The sequence below is a fragment of the Rhizobium sp. 01T437 genome (genome assembly GCF_056398505.1).
In genome coordinates this window covers 233571-253350 of record NZ_JBFTPM010000008.1, presented here as the reverse complement: position 1 = coordinate 253350, position 19780 = coordinate 233571, and the positions used below count along the sequence as shown (strand labels likewise).

Genomic DNA, 19780 nt, shown 5'->3' with positions numbered 1-19780 from the left:
AATTAGCTGCGGCGGCTGATGACCGGACCCTTAGTCGAGGCGAATTCGGCGATGACCGTCTCGCCGGCAACCGCCGTCTGACCGAGCGAGACGCGCGGTGCGGCACCCACCGGCAGGAAGACATCGAGGCGCGAACCGAAGCGAATGAGGCCGAAACGCTCGCCGGCATCGAGAGGTTCATTGGCATGCGAGAAGCAGAGGATACGCCGTGCCACGAGGCCGGCGATCTGCACCACGCCGATCTGGCCGTGGTGGGTCTCGATCACGAGGCCGTTGCGCTCATTCTCTTCACTCGCCTTGTCGAGCTCGGCATTCACGAAGGTGCCGGGGCGGTAATTGATGCTGACGATGCGGCCGCGCATCGGCGCGCGGTTCACATGGCAGTTGAAGACGTTCATGAAGACGGAGATGCGCAGCATCGGTTCGTTGCCGAGGTTCAGCTCGGCGGGCGGCGTGACCATCTGGATCGAAGAGACCTTACCGTCGGCCGGCGAAATGACGAGATCATCGTCCTGCGGCGTTACGCGTTCGGGATCACGGAAGAAATAGGCGCACCAGAGCGTCAGGATGAGGCCGATCCAGAAGAGCGGCTTGAAGATCCAGCCCAATACGAGCGACGCGACGAAGAAGGCGGCGACGAAGGGGTAACCCTCCTTGTGCACCGGAACGATCGTGTTGCGAACCGTATCGAACAAGCTCATGAATGCCGGTCTCCTGTCGTTTTTCGTATCCGCTGGTTACAGAAAAACGACCTGAGGAGCAATGGCGCGGATCTCAGGCCGCGTCCGGCGCGTCGGTTCTGAACAACAAAACGGACGATCTCGCCCGTTTACGGCGCTAGCTCGCCGGCGCCAGCCGGTTGACGATGCCGAGCTCGTCGCTCTCGCGAACCTGCTTGAGATGCTCTTCGGCCTGTGTCGCTTCGCGCTGGCGGCTCCACATCGAGGCATAGAGGCCGTTTTGTTCGAGAAGAGCCGCATGCGTGCCGCGCTCGGCAATCTCACCGCTCTTCAGAACGATGATCTCGTCGGCACCAATCACGGTAGACAGGCGGTGGGCGATGACCAGCGTCGTGCGGTTCTTGGAAACGACATCGAGTGCCGTCTGGATTTCCCGCTCCGTCGTCGTGTCGAGCGCCGAAGTCGCCTCGTCGAGGATCAGGATCGGCGGGGCCTTCAGGATGGTGCGGGCGATCGCCACGCGCTGCTTTTCACCGCCTGAAAGCTTCAGCCCGCGTTCGCCGACCTTGGTTTCGAAACCCTCCGGCAGCATTTCGATGAAATGCCCGATCTGGGCGATTTCAGCCGCCTGCTTCACCTCGGCTTCACTGGCCGAAGGGCGGCCATAGCGGATGTTATAGGCGACGGTGTCGTTGAACAGCACCGTATCCTGCGGCACCATGCCGATCACCGAGCGCAGGCTCTTCTGCGTGATCGTGCGGATGTCCTGCCTGTCGACGGTGATGGAACCGCTCTGGATATCGTAGAAGCGATAGAGCAGGCGCGACAGTGTCGATTTGCCGGCACCCGAGGGCCCGACGACGGCAACTGTTTTGCCCGCCGGCACCTCGAAGGAAATGCCCTTCAGGATCGGCCGGGCCGCATCATAGGCGAAATGCACGTCCTTGAAGGAGATGGCGCCCTGGGCGATGGCAAGATCCTTCGCGTCAGGCGCGTCCAGCACTTCGGCCTTCACTTCCAGAAGATCGAACATCTGCTCGATATCGATCAGCCCCTGGCGGATTTCGCGATAGACAAAACCGATGAAGTTCAGCGGCACGGAAAGCTGCAGCAGCATGGAATTGACGAAAACGAAATCGCCGATCGTATGTTCGCCGCTCTGCACCGACCAGGCCGAGAGGACGAGCATGATCGTCGTGCCGATGCCGAAGATCACGCCCTGGCCGAAGTTCAGCCAGCCGAGCGAGGTCCAGACGTCGGTTGCCGCCTTCTCATAACGCTCCATCGACTTGTCGAAGCGCTTGGCCTCCATCTCTTCATTGCCGAAATATTTGACGGTCTCGAAATTGAGGAGCGAGTCGATCGCCTTGGTATTGGCGTCCGTATCGCTGTCGTTCATCGCCCGGCGGATAGAGATACGCCAATCGGAAGCGCGGATCGTGAACCAGATATAGGCCCAGACGGTGAAGGCGGTGACGGCGAGATAGGAGAAGCCGTAACCCCACCAGAAAATCGCCGCCGTCAGCAGGAATTCTATGACCGTCGGGATCGAGTTCAGGATCGTGAAACGCACGATCGTTTCGATGCCCTTGGTGCCGCGCTCGATGATGCGCGAAAGCCCGCCCGTCTTGCGCTCCAGATGGAAGCGCAGGGAAAGCTCATGCATATGCACGAAGGTGCGGTAGGCAAGCTGGCGCACCGCATATTGGCCGACGCTGGCAAAGAGCGAGTCTCTGAGCTGGTTGAGGCCGAGCTGGATGAGGCGCGTCAGGTTATAGGCAATGACGAGGGCGGTAACGCCGATCAGCAGCGGCGGCAGCGTGCCCTGCAGGTCCATCCTGCCGTTCAGCGCATCGGTGGACCACTTGAAGAAATAGGGCACCAGCAGCAGGACGAACTTCGAGATCAGCAGGTAGACCGAGGCCCATACGACCCGCATCCTCAAATCCGACCTATCCTTCGGCCACATATAGGGCCAGAGATTGTAGAGCGTTCCCAACAGGTTGGAGTCTGAAACTGTCTTGCCGTTTGCCATGCTTTTCTCCAGCCCGGCGGGCCGCTATCGCCGCGGCTTGTCGCCGCTCCCGCGAGATATGCCACCGGCTGGCGGATTACAACATTGGCAGGGATTTTATAGGCGAGGTGTTGCGCGCCGGTCCTAACGAAAACGGCGGCCGATGGGCCGCCGTTTTTTTGATTTAGAGATGCCCGCCCGAGAGCCGCTTGCGGTGCAGCTCCTCGGCATTCGGAAGCGCATCCTTCGGCAGGCCGAAGACCTGGCCCGGACGGATGCGGTCCGGATTGAGGATCTTGTCCTCATTGGCGATGTAGATCGTCGTATAGCGCACACCAAGGCCATAGGTACGCCGGGAGATCTGCCAGAGCGTATCGCCACGGCGAATGATGACCGCGTTGTTGTTCGCCGTCAGCGGCGCCTGCTCGATCGTCTTCGGCTGGCTGGCGTCCGATACCTCGTTTGAGGGCATCGGCGCGACATTGGCGCCGGGAGCCGTCAGTTCGGCGATGATCGAGCCGAGCTTGTCGAGTGCCGCGCCGACCGACTTGGCATCCTTCGGCAGGCTCTGCAACACTGTCAGCGCATTCGCCGCAACCTGTGAGGCGGAAGCCGATGCCTGCTTGAAGGCGTCGGTCGCATCGATGCCCGGACGGAAGTCGACGAGAGAGCGCAGCGCGAACTCGGTGGCCGAGCGGGCTGCCGCAAGCTGCTCGGCACCCGGCACCTTGCCGTCGGCGAACAGGCCCTTCAGCAGGCCGAAGGCCTTCGTGGCATCGCCCTTGAGCTTGCCGAGCTGGCCCTCATCGAGCGGCACCGTCGCCTGATTGACATTGGCATTACTGCCGGACTGCGCGGCAACCGTTACCTGATCGCCTTCAGGACGGTTGAAATTGACGGTCGCGCGGATGAGGACCTTGCCCGTCCCATCGACGACATCGACGCGGATCTTGTGATCGCCGACCGGGAGGTCCATCGCGCCGCTGATAACGAAGTGACCATCCGGCTCCGCCTTATCCTGGCCGATCAGCGCATCATCGGCGTAACCGATAACCTTGGCATTGGCGCGCGCCGTGCCGGCCACGAAGATCTTGTTGCCTTCGATCTCCACGGCAGTGATCACCACATCCGCAACAGCCTCTGTGCCCTGCTGAGTGCCAGGAAGAGGAGGTGCTGTTTTGCCCACATCACCAGATGTCACGGGCATATTCGGCGTCTGCATCGCGACCTGGTCGCTCGGAGCACCACTATTAGGGGCAGGCTGCGTGTTGTCAGCAGCCGGCGGCTGGGCGCTGGCGATTTCAGCCTTCGGCGCGGTGATGATGCGGCTTGCCGTGCCCGGCTTGGAAACCATGGCGAGCAACTCGCTGCCGCTGCCATCATTCGGCACGGAAACGGTTGCAACTTCTTCAGACAGCGTGGTCTTGCCATCCTTGCCGGTTACCTTCAGCACGAGCTGGTGGTCGCCGGCTGGAAGCGGGTTGTCGAGAACGACAGCAAAATCACCGGTGCCGTCGACATCGGTTGTCACGACCACCTTGTCGCCGTCGAGCACTTCCAGCTTGCCATGCGGCTCTGCTGAGCCGGCAATGACGGTCGAACCATCCGGCTCGACACGCAGCACGTCGAATGCCGGGATCTTCGGGCCGGTGCTGGCAGCGGTATCGGCTGTGGGAGCAGTCTGGTTATTGGCTGCGGCCGGCTGGCCGGCTGGCTCTGGCGCACCGGTCAGCGCGGCTTCGGCCCGTGCCAGGGCGGCCAATGCGTCGGTGGCATTTTCAGTGAGATTCTGGATGATGTCGCGCGCCTTGCCCGCACCGTCCTTGGCCTTGGAGACGAGGCTCGCGGTGGTGGTGTCGAGACCTTCAGGGGCAGTGAAATCGACGATCGTGGTCAGCGTATTCACGGCGGCAGTCTTGGCGCCTGCAAGCGCATCGGCAGCGGGCACCTTGCCGTCCGCAAACAGCGCCTTCAGGCCGGAGAGGGACCGCACGGCATCGGCAGTGAGGCTGCCGATCTTCTGGGCGGCCTCTGTGGCATCCGCGGCAGCGGAGCGAGAAGTCTTAGACGCTTCGTTAACCGTGTTGTTGACCTCGGTGCCGGCCTGGTTGATGGCGTCACCAACCTTCGCCACATCAGAGCCGAGCCGGGGCATGACGAAAAACACCATCAGTATGATTGCGATTACGAGCACTGCGAGGGCCAGCAAGCCGGCACGGTTTTTCATCATTCCGTCTCCAAAGGCGGCAAATTGCCGTAGTATTCAGAAATTGCTAGCGATTCCCGTTGCTTTGCACAAGCATTCAAAGCAAATAGGCAAGCTCCGGAAGCCGCTTTTCAGTCAATTTTCTTGACTGCATTGAAATGGAATAGTTGTTTTTCCCTTATGACCGAACAATCTGTACCGATTCGATCCATTTGCGTTTACTGCGGCTCTCGGCCGGGACGCGATCCTTCCCATATGGCTGCCGGCCGCGCACTCGGAAAAGAGATCGCGGAATATGGCCTTCGCCTCATCTACGGCGGTGGCACTAAGGGCATCATGGGTGCTGTGGCCAGCGGGACCCTATCCAACGGCGGTCAGGTGACGGGCATCATTCCCGAGTTCCTGATCGATATGGAGGCGACTCGCCATTCGCTCGGCCAACTCAACGAGCTTATTGTAACCCCTGACATGCATGCGCGCAAACACACGATGTTCGAGCGCTCGGATGCCTTCGTGGCCTTGCCGGGTGGTATCGGCACGCTGGAAGAGATCGTCGAGATCATGACCTGGGCGCAGCTCGGCCGTCACGAAAAGCCGATGGTCTTCGCCAACATCAACGGCTTCTGGGATCCGATGATGGAGCTTCTGCGCCACATGACGGGCGAGGGCTTCCTGCACACCGCCCATCGCGTGCAGCCGCTGGTCATCGACGAGATATCGGGCATCATCCCGGCCATCATGGCGCAGGCGGCAGAGCTTGCCGCCGACCGTGACGGCGAGGATGACGTGATCTCGAAGATGTAAGTCGCCAAAGCAATTCCAGCAAAAGTGCGTAGCGGTTTTGCGTTCGGAATTGCGGGGAAAACAAGGCAATCCAGCAAAAGCGTGCAGCGGTTTTGCGTCGGGAATTGCGTGCAGACAACCGCGGCTTAACGTCCGCGCGTCGTCCTCAACATAGACCAGCTGTAGAAGAACAGGCCGGCCCAGATCAGCGGGAAGGCGATCATGCGCGCCGTATCCAGCTCTTCCCCGAAGCCGAAAACGGCGATGAGGAAGATCATGGTCGGCGCGATATATTGCATGATCCCGATGGTCGAAAGCTTCAGCAGCTTGGCGCCGTTTGCATAGATCATCAGCGGTACGGCGGTGATCAGTCCGCAGCCAAGCAGCAGGGCGGTATCGCTAAGGCTCGTGCGGTACAGATGCCCTTCTCCGCTGACGAATTCCAGGTAGAGGATATAGAGCAAGGCTGGCAGGCTGAGGATCAGCACTTCCAGGAAGAAGCCCTGGTTCGGCCCGAGCGGCAACGTCTTGCGAAACAGCGCATAGAAGCCCCAGCTGATCGCCAGCGTCAGCGCCACCCAGGGAATGCCGCCGCTATCGAAGGCGAGTACCACGACCGCAAGGCCGGCAAGGCAGATCGCCGCGATCTGCATCGGCTGCAGCTTTTCCTTGAGCAGCACGGCGCCGAGGAAGATGCTGAAGAGCGGATTGATGAAATAGCCCATGGCTGCATCGAGCGAATGGCCGGCGCCGATCGCCCAGACATAGGTGCCCCAGTTCACGGTGATCAGCGCCGCGGTCATCATTGCCATGGCGAGCATGCGCGGTGAACGCAGCGCAATGGCGATATCCTGGGTGCGCCCCAGCACTAGAAGCACGATGCCGGCGAGCGGCAGCGACCAGACGATACGGTGGGCGATGACTTCGGCAGGTGAAATATGCGCAAGAGCCTTCATGTAGATCGGCAGGAAGCCCCACAGAAGATAGGCCGTCAGCGCGAAGGCAAAGCCGCGTGGACTGTCTTCGTTCTTGATGAGGGGGGCGCTTGCATCGGCAGACATCGGGTGTTTCCATCTTTGTTCTGTTTCTGATCCGGATTAGCTTAAGCGGCGTGAATAGGCCAATTCATTTCAGTGAATGGATCTGCATGCGCCTGGCAACGCGGGAGGCAAGCATGGACGAAACGGAACTGGCGATTTGCCGGCAAGCGTATGCCACTCAAATGCTGGCGAAGATGGGTATCGTGGGCGACGAGCGGCTGCGACAGGCCTTTGCCACAGTGCCACGTGAGGATTTCCTGGACCCACCGCCGTGGCGCATGGCAAACGGGACCGGCTATCAGGATATGCCGTCGACCGATCCCGTCATCCTCTATCAGGATGTTCTGATTGCGCTGCAGGAGGGAAGGCAGGTCAACAACGGCAGCCCCTCGCTTCATGCGCTCGGCCTCCACTGGCTGGCACCTCAACCCGGCGATACAGCCTGCCACATCGGCGTCGGCGGCGGTTATTACACCGCCATGCTGTCGCATCTGGTGGGCAGCGGCGGCCATGTCGCGGCGATCGAATATGACCGGGATCTCGCCGCCCGCGCCGCTGCCAACCTGGCCCCCTATGGCAATGTCGAGGTTGTCTGCGGCAACGGCCTGGAATGGCCGCAGTCGCCGACCGACGCGATCTACGTCAATTTCGGGGTCCATAGGCCGGCTGAAGCCTGGGTCGACAATCTCGCCATCGGCGGCAGGCTGATCTTTCCGCTCTGCGCTCCCTCGAGGGACGGCAACGACAATTTGCGGCCACGCAGCGCGCGCGGCGGCTTCTTCCTGATTCAGCGCACGCCCGAGCACTATCGCGCCCGTTATTTGAGCCCCACCGTCTTCGTCTGGGGCCATGGCGCGACCGGCACGATAGAGACCTACAGGGTGCTGGACTCCACTTTTCGGCAGGGCGGCATGGGAAGGGTTACGCGGCTGCGCTGGAAAGAGCTGAAGCAGGAAGATGAATGGTATTCGGAGGAGGACTGGGGCCTCCTATAGAGCATTTCCGTTTTCTTCGAAACACGGAAATGCTCTATCTCTTTATTTTCACGTAATTCCGGACGCAAAACCGCTGCACACTTTTGCTGGAATTGCTTTAGCTCACTCTGCGGCGATCTTGCCGGCGAGCTGCCGGTTCTTCATCAGCTTGTAGATGACCGAATCCATCAGCGCCTGGAACGAGGCGTCGATGATATTTTCGGACACGCCGACCGTCCACCAGCGCACGCCGCTGGAATCGGTGGACTCGATGAGAACGCGGGTGATGGCCTCCGTGCCGCCATTGAGGATACGCACCTTGAAATCGGCGAGCACGAGATCGTCGATCTCATGCTGATACTTGCCGAAATCCTTGCGCAGCGCGAGGTCGAGCGCATTGACCGGGCCTTCCGCTTCCGCAACCGACATCAGCGTCTGGCCGTCGATGGCGATCTTCACGACGGCTTCGGAGACGATCTTGATGCGGCCGTGGGAATCGAAGCGCCGTTCGATCATCACCCGGAAACCGTCGATCGTGAAGAAGTTCGGAATGGTGCCCATGGTGCGCCGCGCCAGAAGCTCGAAGCTCGCATCGGCACCTTCATAGGCATAGCCGGATGCCTCGCGCTCCTTGACGATGGAGATCAAGAGATCGAGCTTCGGATCGTCCTTGGCGACATCGATGCCGCGCCGCCTCAGCGCATTGATGAAATTCGCCTTCCCGCCCTGATCAGAGACCATGACCTTGCGGAAATTACCGACACTTTCCGGCGGCACGTGTTCGTAAGTGCGCGGATCCTTCAGCAGCGCCGAGGCGTGGATGCCGGCCTTCGTGGCAAAGGCAGAGGCGCCGACATAGGGCATCTGATGATCCGGTGAGCGGTTGAGCAGTTCGTCGAAGGCATGCGACAGGCGGGTGAGATTGGTCAGCCGCTCCGCATCGATCACCGTTTCGAAACGTGTGTTATAGGCGCTCTTCAGCGCCAATGTCGGGATCAATGTCACCAGATTGGCATTGCCGCAGCGCTCTCCGACGCCGTTCAGCGTGCCCTGGATCTGGCGTACGCCCGCCTCGACGGCGGCGAGCGAATTGGCGACCGCCTGGCCGGTATCGTTATGCGCATGGATGCCGAGACAGTGCCCCGGCACGCCGAAAGCAATCACGGCCTCGACGATGGCGCGCACTTCTGGCGGCTGCGTGCCGCCATTGGTGTCGCAGAGCACCACCCAGCGCGCGCCGTTCTCATAGGCTGTCCTCGCGCAGGCGAGCGCATATTCCGGATTGGCCTTGTAGCCGTCGAAGAAATGCTCGCAGTCGACCAGCGCTTCCTTGCCGGCGGCAACGGCGGCTTTCACGCTTTCGGCGATGCATTCGAGGTTTTCCTCGTTGGTGCAGCCGAGCGCCACCTGCACGTGGTAATCCCAGCTCTTGGCGACGAAACAGACGGCGTCGCTGCGCGCCTGCAGCAGGCCGGCAATACCCGGATCGTTGGAGGCGGAAACACCGGGGCGTTTCGTCATGCCGAAGGCGACGAAGGAGGCCTGGTTCGTGCGCTTCTCGGCGAAGAAGGCGGTATCGGTCGGGTTCGCACCCGGATAACCGCCCTCGACGTAGTCGAGCCCGAACTCGTCCAGCATGCTTGCAATCGCAATCTTGTCCTCGACGGAAAAGTCGATGCCGGGCGTCTGCTGCCCGTCCCGGAGCGTCGTATCGAAGAGGTAGATTCTTTCGCGTGTCATGGTGTTTCCTGTCGCCGCTTGCGGCCTTTATTGTTTTCCTGCGAACCGGTCCGTCGCCCGGATCAGCTGGTCGAGAATACCGGGCTCCGAAAAGGCATGGCCCGCACCCTCGATCAGGTGGAATTCGGCCTTCGGCCATGCCTTGTGCAGCAGCCAGGCATATTTGGCCGGGCAGGGCATGTCGTAACGCCCGTGCACGATGACGCCGGGAATATCCTTCAGCTTGTGGGCATCGCGCAGCAGCTGGCCTTCCTCCATCCATCCGGCATGGACGAAGAAGTGGTTCTCGATGCGCGCAAAGGCATAGGCGAACTCGGCTTCCTCGAACTTGCCGCTGGTCGATTTCTCCGGCAGCAGCGTAATCGTCTCGCCTTCCCAGATACTCCAGGCCTGCGCGGCCTTCAGCGCTACGGCCCGGTCCGGACCGGTAAGCCGGCGGTTATAGGCAAGCATCATCTCATGGCGTTCTTCAGGCGGGATGGGTGCAACAAAGCGCTCCCACTTGTCCGGAAACATCTCGGAGACGCCGAACTGATAGTACCAGTCGAGTTCGGCCCGTGTCAGCGTGTAGATGCCGCGAACGACGAGTTCGGAAACCCGTTCCGGATGTTTCTCGGCATAGGCAAGCGCCAGCGTGGAGCCCCAGGAACCGCCGAAGACCTGCCATTTGTCGACGCCGGCCATCTCGCGCAGCCGCTCGATATCGGCAACGAGATGCCAGGTCGTATTGGCTTCGAGGCTCGCATGCGGGGTCGACTTGCCACAGCCGCGCTGGTCGAACAGCAGGACGTCATAGAGCTTCGGGTCGAACACGCGGCGATGCGCAGGCGAAATGCCGCCGCCCGGGCCGCCATGCAGGAAGACCGCCGGCTTGGCGCCCGGCGTGCCGCAGCGCTCCCAATAGATCACGTGGCCATCGCCGACATCGAGATGGCCGGAAGCATAGGGTTCGATCTCAGGATAAAGCGTGCGCAGCACTTCGGTCATATCTTCACGCCTTTCGCCGGCCAGACGGCGGTATCATGGTCGGGATGCTGGAAGGAAATGATCGCCTCCTGCCGGGAATAGAAATCCGGGTCCTTATGAACAGGCGCGTCAAAGATCGTCTCGACCCAGGGCAGGCGGGCATCGTAGTTGACCTGGATCTGCGGGGCGAGATCGCTGCGGTCGTCGAATGTGCCGATCGCAAGCTCCAGCCCACCCGGATGACGATAGGTCATCGGCGTACCGCAATCCCGGCAGAAGCCACGCTCGATATTGACCGAGGACTGGAAATAGGTGGGTTCGCCGCGCGTCCACTCCATGCCTTCTTCTGGCGCCGTCACCAGTGCTGAAAAGAAGCCGCCGAACTGCTTCTGGCACATGCGGCAATGGCAGATGGACGGGCGTCCGAGCTTTCCTGTGATGCGGAAGCGCACGGCGCCGCATTGGCAGCCGCCTGTTCTTGTCGTTTCGGTCATGGATGAGCTCCTGAAGGCCAGTGGGATGTATCGTGGTCGGGATGCTGGTGATTGCTCGCCGCGATCCTGTCCTCACGATCGGTTGTTTCCGGTTCCGGTTCGACAGGCAAGCCATCGAGCGCATGAAACCAGACCATTTTGCTGTCGAGATTGGATTGCATGACGGGCTTTACAGCTTGCGGATCATCTAGCGAGCCGAGCGCGATATTGATGGAGTCAGCATCGGGAATATCGTAGAAAAGCGGCGTGCCGCAGTCGCCGCAAAAGCCGCGCCGCACGAGACCGGAGGAGTGGAACCATTTCGGCTCGCCGCGCGTCAGCTCGAAATCGACCCGCATCACCCCTGCAAGCGGCAGGAAATAATTGCCGGCGGCCTTCTGGCACATGCGGCAGTGGCAGATATGCGGATAGCCGAGTTCGCCGCTCGCCCGGTAACGAACCGCGCCGCACTGGCATCCGCCGGTCAGTCCCATCTTTGTCGTCAAGCGTGATCCTCCGACGGCCAGACCGGCGTATCATGGTCTGGATGCTGGTAGGAGACGAGCTGGTGAAGGAAGGAGTCCGCCTCCAGATCGTCCTCGCTTCGTGCTCCCGGCAGTTCATACAGGTGGTCGACGAAGCCGATCTTGGCCTCCACGCCCCATTGCATGCTCGGCGGAAAGGCCGAGGGATCGTCAAACGCGCCAGCCGCAACCGCCATACCGTCAGGCGCTTCATAAGTCAGCGGCGTGCCGCAATCACTACAGAAACCGCGGTTGACGAAATTCGAGGACCGGAAGGTCTTCCGCTGTCCCCTGGTCCACTCGAATTCCATCTCCCGCACGGACACCAGCGGCGCATAATAGGCGCCGAACGCCTTCTGGCACATGCGGCAATGACAGATGGAAGCGTGATGAGGGGTGCCGCGCGCCCGGAAACGGACGGCTCCGCATTGGCATCCGCCGGTATAGGTGTTCATTTCTTCACCTCCCACGTCGTCACCCGCTCGCCCGTTTCGGCATGCTTGCCATCCTTGAGCTGGATGCCCTCGGCGGCGAGGATGTCACGGATCTTGTCGGCCTCCGCGAAATTCTTCGCCTTCAGGAGCTCCAGCCGCGCCTTGACCCGTGCATCGATTTCCGCGGCCACCGCCTCGTCGATCTCGGTCTTCTTCGGTAGCACGCCGAGCAGAGCCGCACTGGCGGCGAAGACGGCGGCGTTGCCGGACTGGGCGAGCGCATGCAGCGCCTGCACTGCCGCGACCGTATTGAGATCGTCGGCGAGCGCATTCAGCACGGTCTCATCCGGCTTGGCATCGCCGGGTTCGGCAGCCGGCCATTTGGCAAGCAGGCGCTCGGCCTCCTCCAGCCGCTTGACCGAGAAGTCGATCGGCTCGCGGTAATGCGTCATCAGCATCGCAAGGCGCAGCACTTCGCCAGGCCATTGGCGGCCGGCGAATGTCTCCGTGTGCAGCAACTCGTAGATGGTGACGAAATTGCCTTCGGACTTCGACATCTTGCGGCCTTCGACCTGCAGGAAGCCGTTATGCATCCAGACATTCGCCATCACGTCGGTGCCATGGGCGCAACGTGACTGGGCGATCTCGTTCTCATGATGTGGGAAGATCAGGTCCAGCCCACCGCCATGGATATCGAAGACATCGCCGAGATAGCGCCCGCTCATGGCCGAGCACTCGATATGCCAGCCCGGGCGGCCTCGACCCCACGGGCTTTCCCAGCCGGGCTCGTTGTCGTCAGACAGTTTCCAGAGGACGAAGTCGCCGGGGCTCTTCTTGTGCGCATCGACGGCGACGCGGGCGCCCGCCTGCTGTTCATCGAGATTGCGCTTCGAAAGCTGGCCGTAATCGGCCATCGACTTGGTGTCGAACAGTACCTCGCCTGATGCCTGATAGGCATGGCCGCGCGCAATCAGCCGCTCGATGATCTCGATCATTTCAGCGATATTGTCGGTGGCGCGCGGCTGCACCGTCGGCTCGAGCGAGCCGAGTGCCAAGGCATCGTCAAGAAACTGCTTCTCGGTCTTTTCCGTCACCGCCCGGATCGCCGCATTCAGCGGCAGGCCCGGATAGTCGCGCAGCGCCCGCGCGTTGATCTTGTCATCGACATCGGTGATGTTACGCGCATAGGTGACATGGCTTTCGCCATAGACATGGCGCAGCAGGCGGAACAGCACGTCGAAGACGATGACCGGTCGCGCATTGCCGATATGGGCGTAATCATAGACCGTCGGGCCGCACACATACATGCGGACGTTTTCGGCATCGATCGGCGAAAAGACCGATTTCTCCCGCGTCAGCGTATTGTACAGCTTCAGTTCCGGCGTGCCGCCCATTTCACTCTCCTAAAATGCATATGCAGAAAAATACCACCACCGGCAGGCCGGGGCGTTTCGCATCTTGGACATTTGGGAGACGAAAACGGCCAGGCCAGCTTTGGGCTAGCGAATAATCTTCCGGCAAATAATGCAGGTAACCGTTTTCATGACGCGTTTTATGGCGCGGGATCGGAGTTTGGTCAAGAGGGCGAGCAACGATCCCGCGGGCAACCGGAGCTATCCATCTCGTGAATCGATGGCAGCGATGGACATCCAGTAAAGGGGGCGTGCTTGCTTTAAGATTTTTGGTCATTTTCAAGACGAAAATCTTGCATAGCCAATTGCGAAACCGGTGAAAATAGGGGGATTGGGTGAGGAGAGCGACACGATGGACAATAGGAGCGACCGCAATTCTGACAATCGCGTCCGCCGCATATTTCGCCTATGATTTCGGTATGCTTCGCTTCAACAATCCGTCTCTAAGCCGCTATCCGATCCAGGGTATCGATGTCAGCCACCATCAAGGCGATATCGATTGGAAGACTGTCGCGTCGCAAGCGAATGTCCGCTTCGCGATCATGAAGGCGACCGAAGGCGGAGATCACCGGGATTCCAAATTTGCCGAGAATTGGCAGCGTGCCGGGGATGCCGGACTGGTAAGGGGTGCGTATCATTTCTTCACCTTCTGTCGCCCGGGCAAGGATCAGGCGCAGAATGTCCTGGCGACGGTGTCAAAGGAGCCGGGGACCCTGCCTATTGCAGTCGATCTGGAGTTTGTCGGCAACTGCAACAAGATTCCAACGCTCGAGGAAATGGCTGCCGAGGTGAACGCGTTCTTCATCGAGTTGAAAGGCACCTTTCCCGAGAAGCCCATTTTTTACGTCACTCAGGAGTTCTTTGATCAATATCTGAAAGGCAATGAATCACGGTTCCCCGACCATTACCTGTGGCTTCGAAGCGTCTTCAAGGAGCCTAGGCAGGAAGAATGCAGTCACTGGTCAATCTGGCAATTCGCCGATAACGGCACCTTGGACGGTATCCAGGGACCGGTCGATCTTAACGCGTTGTGCGCGTCGGAGACAGGTTTCGCTCATCTGTTCGCGACCGCTGCAGCGAATTGAAGCGTCCGGCTATTCCGGCAGCTGGTAATCCACCAGCTTGTTCTCGCGCACGATGAACAGCTTGCCGGTCTCGGTCACGCCGGGCCCGAGTAAGGGAAGGATTGCTTTCGCCACTTCGGAAGGATGCGGGAGGCTCATCGGATCTTCACCGGGAACCGCCTGCGCGCGCATGGCAGTGCGCGTGGCACCCGGATCGACGCTGGTGATGCGAAGCGGCGTCGATTGCGTCTCGCCTGCCCAGGTGCGGGCAAGCGCCTCGACAGCCGCCTTGGAGGCCGAATAGGCGCTCCAGAAGGGGCGGCATTTGTGGGCAGCGCCCGAGGACATGATGACGGCGCGGCCGGCATCCGAGCGTGTCAGCAGCGGATCGACCGAGCGGATGAGACGCCAGGTGGCATTCACGTTGATGTTCATGACCTTCTCGAAGACCTTCGCCTCGATATGGCCGATCGGCGAGATGACGCCGAGCACGCCGGCATTGGCGACGAGAATATCGAGCTTGCCCCAGCGCTCGAAGATCGAGCCGCCGAGGCGGTCGATCGCTTCCATATCGGCGAGATCGAAGGGAACCAGCGTCGCGGAGCCACCCACGGCCTTGATGGCATCGTCGAGCTCTTCCAGGCCACCGACCGTGCGGGCGCAGGCAATCACATGCGCGCCGGCCTTGGCGAGTTCGAGTGCCGTGAAATAGCCGATGCCGCGCGATGCGCCTGTTACCAGCGCGATCTTGCCTTCAAGATTGATGTTCATCTGCCCCGGTTCCGGATGTGCTTGAAAAGGTAAGGGGCGCAATAGGCGCCCCAGATAGGAAAGTCAAAGCGGAAGCGGCTCAGCCGTTGCTGGCAAGCATGGAAATCTTGTTGCCCATGGACTCGCCATTCTTGTCGAGCAGGCGGGTCGGATAGTCACCGGTGAAGTAGTGGTCGGTGAACTGCGGGCGAGCATTGTTGCGGTCTTCACCGCCGACGGCGCGATAGAGGCCGTTGATCGACAGGAAGGCCAGCGAATCCGCGCCGATATATTTGGCCATGGCTTCGACATCGGCATACTGGTTTGCCAAGAGCTTATCGGCGTCAGGCGTATCGATGCCGTAGAAATCCGGGAAGAAGATCATCGGGCTCGCGACGCGGATATGCACTTCCTTTGCGCCGGCTTCACGGATCATCTGCACGATCTTCAGCGAGGTCGTGCCGCGCACGATGGAATCATCCACCAGCACCACGCGCTTGCCTTCGATCATCGCCCGGTTGGCGGAGTGCTTCAGCTTCACGCCAAAGGCGCGGATTTGCTGTGTCGGCTCGATGAAGGTACGGCCGACATAGTGGTTGCGGATGATACCGTATTCGAAGGGAATGCCGCTTGCCTGCGCATAGCCGAGCGCTGCAGGCGTGCCGCCATCGGGAACAGGCACGATCACGTCGGCGTCGACAGGCGATTCTTTGGCAAGGTTCATGCCCATGCTCTTGCGCGTCGTATAGACGTTGCGGCCGCCGACGACCGAATCCGGACGGGCGAAATAGACATATTCGAACAGGCAGAGCCGTTCCGGCTGCGGCTTGCTGGGCTTGCGCGCATCGATGCTGATCGAGCCGTCGGGCTGGATTTCGCAGATGACGACTTCGCCATTCTCCACGTCGCGGATGAACTTGGCGCCGATAATGTCGAGAGCGCAGGTTTCCGAGCAGAAGATCGGCTTGCCGTCGAGTTCGCCCATGACCAGCGGGCGGATGCCGGTGGGGTCGCGCGCGGCAATCAGCTTCGTGCGCGTCATGGCGAGCATCGAATAGCCGCCTTCCATTTGGCGGATGGCATCGATGAAGCGATCGGTTGTGGAGGTGTGGCGGGAACGGGCGATGAGATGGAGGACGACTTCGGTATCGGATGTCGACTGACAGATGGCGCCGGTTGCGATGATCTGGCGGCGCAGCGTCAGGCCGTTGGTGAAATTGCCGTTATGGGCAATGGCGATGCCGCCTTCTTCCAGCTCGGCAAAGAGTGGCTGCACGTTGCGCATCGCCACTTCGCCTGTTGTCGAATAGCGCGTGTGGCCCATTGATATGGTGCCGGGCAGGCGGGCGAGCGTCATCGGATTGGTATAGTGGTCGCCGACAAGGCCCATATGGCGTTCCTGGTGGAAACGCTTGCCGTCGAAGGAAACGATACCGGCCGCTTCCTGCCCGCGATGCTGAAGCGCATGCAAGCCAAGCGCCGTCAGCGCTGCCGCATCGGGATGTCCCAGAATTCCGAAAACACCGCATTCTTCATGCAGCGTATCTCCGTCGAGCGGATCGTCAATCGGGAAGGAATGGGACTGGTTCATTTCTGCGGGCCTCTGCTCTCACAAGAATGGATCGGCTTTTCCAGTAGCATGATACCGGAAAAAATGCTGCTTTCCGATAAGTTCATGCTGAATAACACCTGCCTCAAAGCCCGTTCACCAGCTCTGAAACGGCTGAGGCCCGGCAGAGCGAAATGCCCGGCCGGACCTTTGATCTTACGTCCCGCTCAAATGGCAATTGCCAGGCCGCGGGTCAAGCTAGTGAACACTGCGTCAATTCGATGGCTGCTGTGCGCCATTGTTAGGCGCGGGTGCTGCGTCTTCTGCCGGAGCCTGATCGTTGGCCGGCGCATTTTCTTCCGTCGTGCGCGCGCCACCAAGCTTCTCGGTGATGCTCTTCTGGATCATCTGCGCGAATTCATCCGGCAGGACCGCCTGCAGGCGAACGACGAGAGAATCCAGGAACGGCTTCGATTTGGCATTGTTGACCCAGGACGGGCGATGATCGGCATCAACCAGCCAGTTCCAGAAGGCAACGGCGACGACGAGTAGAAGTATGCCGCGCGCAGCACCGAAGAGGAAGCCCAAAGTGCGGTCGAGTGCACCAATGCGGCTGTCGATGATGAAATCGGCGACCTTCATGGTAATGAAGGAGATGACGATCAGCGCGATGAGGAAGACGACGGCAGCTGAACCAACGATCGCGATGCGGTCATCATCCGTGTATCGCTTCGCATAAGGCACGAGATAGGGGTAGAGGTAGTAGGCGGCAGCGGCTGAGCCGCCCCAGCTCGCGATCGAAAGGACTTCGCGCGAAAAGCCGCGGACCATTGCCAGAACGGCGGAGAAGAGCACGACGCCGATGACAATACCGTCGAAAATCGTAATGGGCATATAAATTCCACTCCAGACTGCCGCCTTGCGGGCCGCGTCGCGCCTTGTTTGGCTGATCCTATAGCATTCCCGCTATCGGTGATGAAGGATCAAACGTCTTCTTCCACACGCTGCAACGCCCCTTTCGACCCTGCAATGCGCGCGACCAGATCCGGCAGGCTCTCGATCTCGCTCCAGCGGCCGCTGCCCTTCGGCAGATCGACGGAACCGGACGGTAGCAGAGCTGCCGAGAACCCCAGCTTTTCGGCTTCTTTAAGGCGCTGAGCGGTTTGCGCAACAGGCCGGACGGCGCCCGACAGGCTGACTTCGCCGAAATAGACGCAATCGGCCGGAAGGGCAATACCGGCAAGCGAGGAAACGAGGGCCGAGGCGACGGCCAGATCGGCCGCTGGCTCGGAGATTCGGAAGCCACCGGCAATGTTGAGATAGACGTCATGCTGGCCGAGCCGTACGCCGCAATGGGCCTCCAGCACAGCAAGGATCATGGACAGGCGCGCAGAGTCCCAGCCGACGACCGCGCGCCGCGGTGTGCCGAGCGAGGTCGGCGCGACCAGCGCCTGTACCTCGACGAGCACGGGTCGCGTGCCTTCCATGCCCGCAAACACGGCAGCACCCGGCGATTTTGAATTGCGCTCGCCGAGGAAGAGTTCGGATGGATTGGCGACTTCACGAAGACCCTTGTCCGACATTTCGAAGACGCCGATCTCGTCAGTCGGTCCGAAGCGGTTCTTCACGGTGCGCAGGATACGGTAATGGTGCCCGCGATCGCCCTCGAAGTAGAGCACGGCATCGACCATGTGCTCGACGACGCGCGGACCGGCGATCTGGCCGTCCTTGGTCACATGGCCAACGAGCACCATGGCCGCACCCGTCTGCTTGGCAAAGCGGATCATCGCCTGCACGCCGGTACGCACTTGGGTGACTGTGCCCGGCGCAGATTCGGCAAGCTCGCTCCAGAGTGTCTGGATAGAATCGATGATGACGAGATCAGGGCGTTTGCCCTCCGCCAGCGTCGCAAGAATGTCCTCGACATTGGTTTCCGCCGCCAGCAGCACATCCGTATCGGCGGCATGGAGCCGCTGCGCGCGCAGCCGCACCTGCGCCACCGCCTCTTCGCCGGAGACATAGATGATTCGGTGCCCGCGACGCGAAAGCGCCGCAGCTCCCTGCATCAGCAGCGTCGACTTGCCGATGCCGGGATCGCCGCCGACGAGCACCGCCGAGCCGCGCACGAAGCCGCCGCCGGTCACCCGGTCGAGTTCGGAAATGCCTGTATGGATGCGCGGCGCTTCCTCGATCTCGCCGGAGAGCGCCGTCAGGGCAACTGGTCGGCCCTTCTTCGGCGTCTTGGCGGGCCCGCCGCCGATGCCGCCCATCGGGTCTTCCTCGACGATGGTGTTCCACTCGCCGCAATTTTCGCATTTGCCGGCCCAGCGGTTATGCACCGCGCCGCAACTCTGGCAGATGAATTGTGTTCTGGCCTTGGCCATCAATGACTACTTTCGGGTAAGGGGGCGCGGCAAGCGCCCGAATCGGAGTTTTGCCCTAGATAATGGCTTCCAGCACCGATCAAAACTAATGATTTTCCCATCAGCGACCGAGGTGGCAGACATTGCCAGTCTGTCACGGAGTGCATCATGCTCGATTATTCGCTCGCTCACTGGATCGGTTTCTTTACCGCGGCGGTTCTTTTGAACATCTCGCCCGGTCCTGACATGGCCTTCATCCTCGGCCACACGATGAAGAGCGGCACACGGGCCGGCTTCTCGGCCGTCTTCGGCATCTGGACCGGCGCCTGCATCCATGTGCTTCTCGCCGCCTTCGGCCTGTCGGCGATCCTTGCCGCCTCGGCAATCGCCTTCTCCACCGTCAAATGGGTGGGCGCGATCTATCTCGTCTGGCTCGGCATCCAGGCGCTGCGCTCGAAAGGCGAGGGCGGCTTCGTGCGGGCGGCAGGCGAAACGCTCGGCTGGCGGCGGATCTATCGACAGGGCGTATTGGTCTCGCTGCTCAATCCGAAGGTAGCGATCTTCTTCCTTGCCTTCCTGCCGCAATTCGTCGTCGAGGGGGCAGGTCCAGCATGGCTGCAGCTTGCCGTTCACGGTGGCCTGATCATTGTGGTGGCCTTTTTCATCGAGCCGCCGCTGATCCTGGCCGGAGGCCGCCTTGCCGATCTCTTCAAGAACAATACGAAAATCGGTCTGTGGCTCGACCGCGGCCTCGGCGCGCTCTTCGTGGCGCTTGGTGTCCGCCTCGCGCTCACGACACGCTAGAGCG

The 19780-nt window shown here is 60.9% G+C and carries 17 protein-coding genes and 1 pseudogene; 4 read left to right on the top strand and 14 right to left on the bottom strand.

Going from position 1 to position 19780, the window contains the following annotated elements; translation table 11 throughout:
- Nucleotides 1-2: 2 nt before the first annotated feature.
- The 3 genes and pseudogenes from AC1DM5_RS18970 to AC1DM5_RS18960 all read right to left on the bottom strand — a co-directional run.
- A pseudogene (locus AC1DM5_RS18970) lies at nt 3-704 on the bottom strand (phosphatidylserine decarboxylase); the annotation flags it as partial.
- A 133-nt stretch (nt 705-837) separates the two neighbouring features.
- Complete coding sequence (locus AC1DM5_RS18965; RefSeq protein ID WP_477975420.1) at nt 838-2715, bottom strand: ABCB family ABC transporter ATP-binding protein/permease; 1878 nt, start codon at nt 2713-2715, stop codon at nt 838-840.
- Between the two features lie 163 nt (nt 2716-2878).
- The gene (locus AC1DM5_RS18960) at nt 2879-4924 is read right to left on the bottom strand and encodes a LysM peptidoglycan-binding domain-containing protein (RefSeq protein ID WP_477975418.1); all 2046 of its coding nucleotides are present in this window, start codon (nt 4922-4924) and stop codon (nt 2879-2881) included.
- Between the two features lie 156 nt (nt 4925-5080).
- Between AC1DM5_RS18960 and AC1DM5_RS18955 the strand changes: the two genes are divergently transcribed.
- On the top strand, nt 5081-5704 hold the full coding sequence (locus AC1DM5_RS18955; RefSeq protein WP_081493273.1) for an LOG family protein: 624 nt from the start codon (nt 5081-5083) through the stop codon (nt 5702-5704).
- Between the two features lie 125 nt (nt 5705-5829).
- Here the strand turns inward: AC1DM5_RS18955 and rarD are convergent, their stop codons facing one another.
- A complete protein-coding gene (gene rarD / locus AC1DM5_RS18950; protein ID WP_477820208.1) occupies nt 5830-6744 on the bottom strand; it encodes an EamA family transporter RarD in 915 nt (304 codons plus the stop codon).
- 113 nt (nt 6745-6857) lie between these two features.
- Between rarD and AC1DM5_RS18945 the strand changes: the two genes are divergently transcribed.
- A complete protein-coding gene (locus AC1DM5_RS18945; RefSeq protein WP_477820207.1) occupies nt 6858-7718 on the top strand; it encodes a protein-L-isoaspartate O-methyltransferase family protein in 861 nt (286 codons plus the stop codon).
- A 102-nt stretch (nt 7719-7820) separates the two neighbouring features.
- Here AC1DM5_RS18945 and cimA read toward each other — a convergent pair whose 3' ends face one another.
- Genes cimA through cysS form a run of 6 tightly spaced genes read right to left on the bottom strand, consistent with a single transcriptional unit; the run spans nt 7821 to nt 13228 of the window.
- Nucleotides 7821-9437 (bottom strand): citramalate synthase, encoded by a 1617-nt coding sequence (cimA, locus tag AC1DM5_RS18940; RefSeq protein ID WP_477820206.1) that lies wholly within the window; start codon nt 9435-9437, stop codon nt 7821-7823.
- 27 nt (nt 9438-9464) lie between these two features.
- Nucleotides 9465-10424 (bottom strand): prolyl aminopeptidase, encoded by a 960-nt coding sequence (pip, locus tag AC1DM5_RS18935; protein ID WP_477820205.1) that lies wholly within the window; start codon nt 10422-10424, stop codon nt 9465-9467.
- Nucleotides 10421-10897, bottom strand: coding sequence for a GFA family protein (locus tag AC1DM5_RS18930; protein WP_113324917.1), 477 nt, complete (start codon nt 10895-10897; stop codon nt 10421-10423). The genes pip and AC1DM5_RS18930 overlap by 4 nt, the downstream gene beginning before the upstream one ends.
- Nucleotides 10894-11370 carry a GFA family protein gene (locus AC1DM5_RS18925; protein ID WP_477820236.1) on the bottom strand — a complete coding sequence of 159 codons (477 nt, stop codon included), beginning with the start codon at nt 11368-11370 and terminating at the stop codon, nt 10894-10896. The genes AC1DM5_RS18930 and AC1DM5_RS18925 overlap by 4 nt, the downstream gene beginning before the upstream one ends.
- A gap of 8 nt (nt 11371-11378) precedes the next feature.
- Nucleotides 11379-11855, bottom strand: coding sequence for a GFA family protein (locus AC1DM5_RS18920; RefSeq protein WP_477820204.1), 477 nt, complete (start codon nt 11853-11855; stop codon nt 11379-11381).
- Entirely contained in the window at nt 11852-13228 is a 1377-nt protein-coding gene (gene cysS / locus AC1DM5_RS18915) for a cysteine--tRNA ligase (RefSeq protein ID WP_477820203.1), read from the bottom strand. The genes AC1DM5_RS18920 and cysS overlap by 4 nt, the downstream gene beginning before the upstream one ends.
- Nucleotides 13229-13581: 353 nt before the next feature.
- Here cysS and AC1DM5_RS18910 point away from each other — a divergent pair, with 353 nt between their 5' ends.
- A complete protein-coding gene (locus tag AC1DM5_RS18910; RefSeq protein ID WP_477820202.1) occupies nt 13582-14331 on the top strand; it encodes a glycoside hydrolase family 25 protein in 750 nt (249 codons plus the stop codon).
- Nucleotides 14332-14340: 9 nt separating this feature from the next.
- Here the strand turns inward: AC1DM5_RS18910 and AC1DM5_RS18905 are convergent, their stop codons facing one another.
- The 4 genes from AC1DM5_RS18905 to radA all read right to left on the bottom strand — a co-directional run bounded on the left by AC1DM5_RS18905 (nt 14341) and on the right by radA (nt 18993).
- Entirely contained in the window at nt 14341-15081 is a 741-nt protein-coding gene (locus AC1DM5_RS18905; RefSeq protein ID WP_477820201.1) for an SDR family NAD(P)-dependent oxidoreductase, read from the bottom strand.
- A gap of 79 nt (nt 15082-15160) precedes the next feature.
- The gene (gene purF / locus AC1DM5_RS18900) at nt 15161-16651 is read right to left on the bottom strand and encodes an amidophosphoribosyltransferase (protein ID WP_477820200.1); all 1491 of its coding nucleotides are present in this window, start codon (nt 16649-16651) and stop codon (nt 15161-15163) included.
- A 231-nt stretch (nt 16652-16882) separates the two neighbouring features.
- On the bottom strand, nt 16883-17503 hold the full coding sequence (locus AC1DM5_RS18895) for a CvpA family protein (protein ID WP_007820211.1): 621 nt from the start codon (nt 17501-17503) through the stop codon (nt 16883-16885).
- An 89-nt stretch (nt 17504-17592) separates the two neighbouring features.
- A complete protein-coding gene (gene radA / locus AC1DM5_RS18890; protein WP_113184555.1) occupies nt 17593-18993 on the bottom strand; it encodes a DNA repair protein RadA in 1401 nt (466 codons plus the stop codon).
- A 147-nt stretch (nt 18994-19140) separates the two neighbouring features.
- Between radA and AC1DM5_RS18885 the strand changes: the two genes are divergently transcribed.
- The gene (locus tag AC1DM5_RS18885; protein WP_310382840.1) at nt 19141-19776 is read left to right on the top strand and encodes a LysE family translocator; all 636 of its coding nucleotides are present in this window, start codon (nt 19141-19143) and stop codon (nt 19774-19776) included.
- Nucleotides 19777-19780 lie beyond the last annotated feature (4 nt).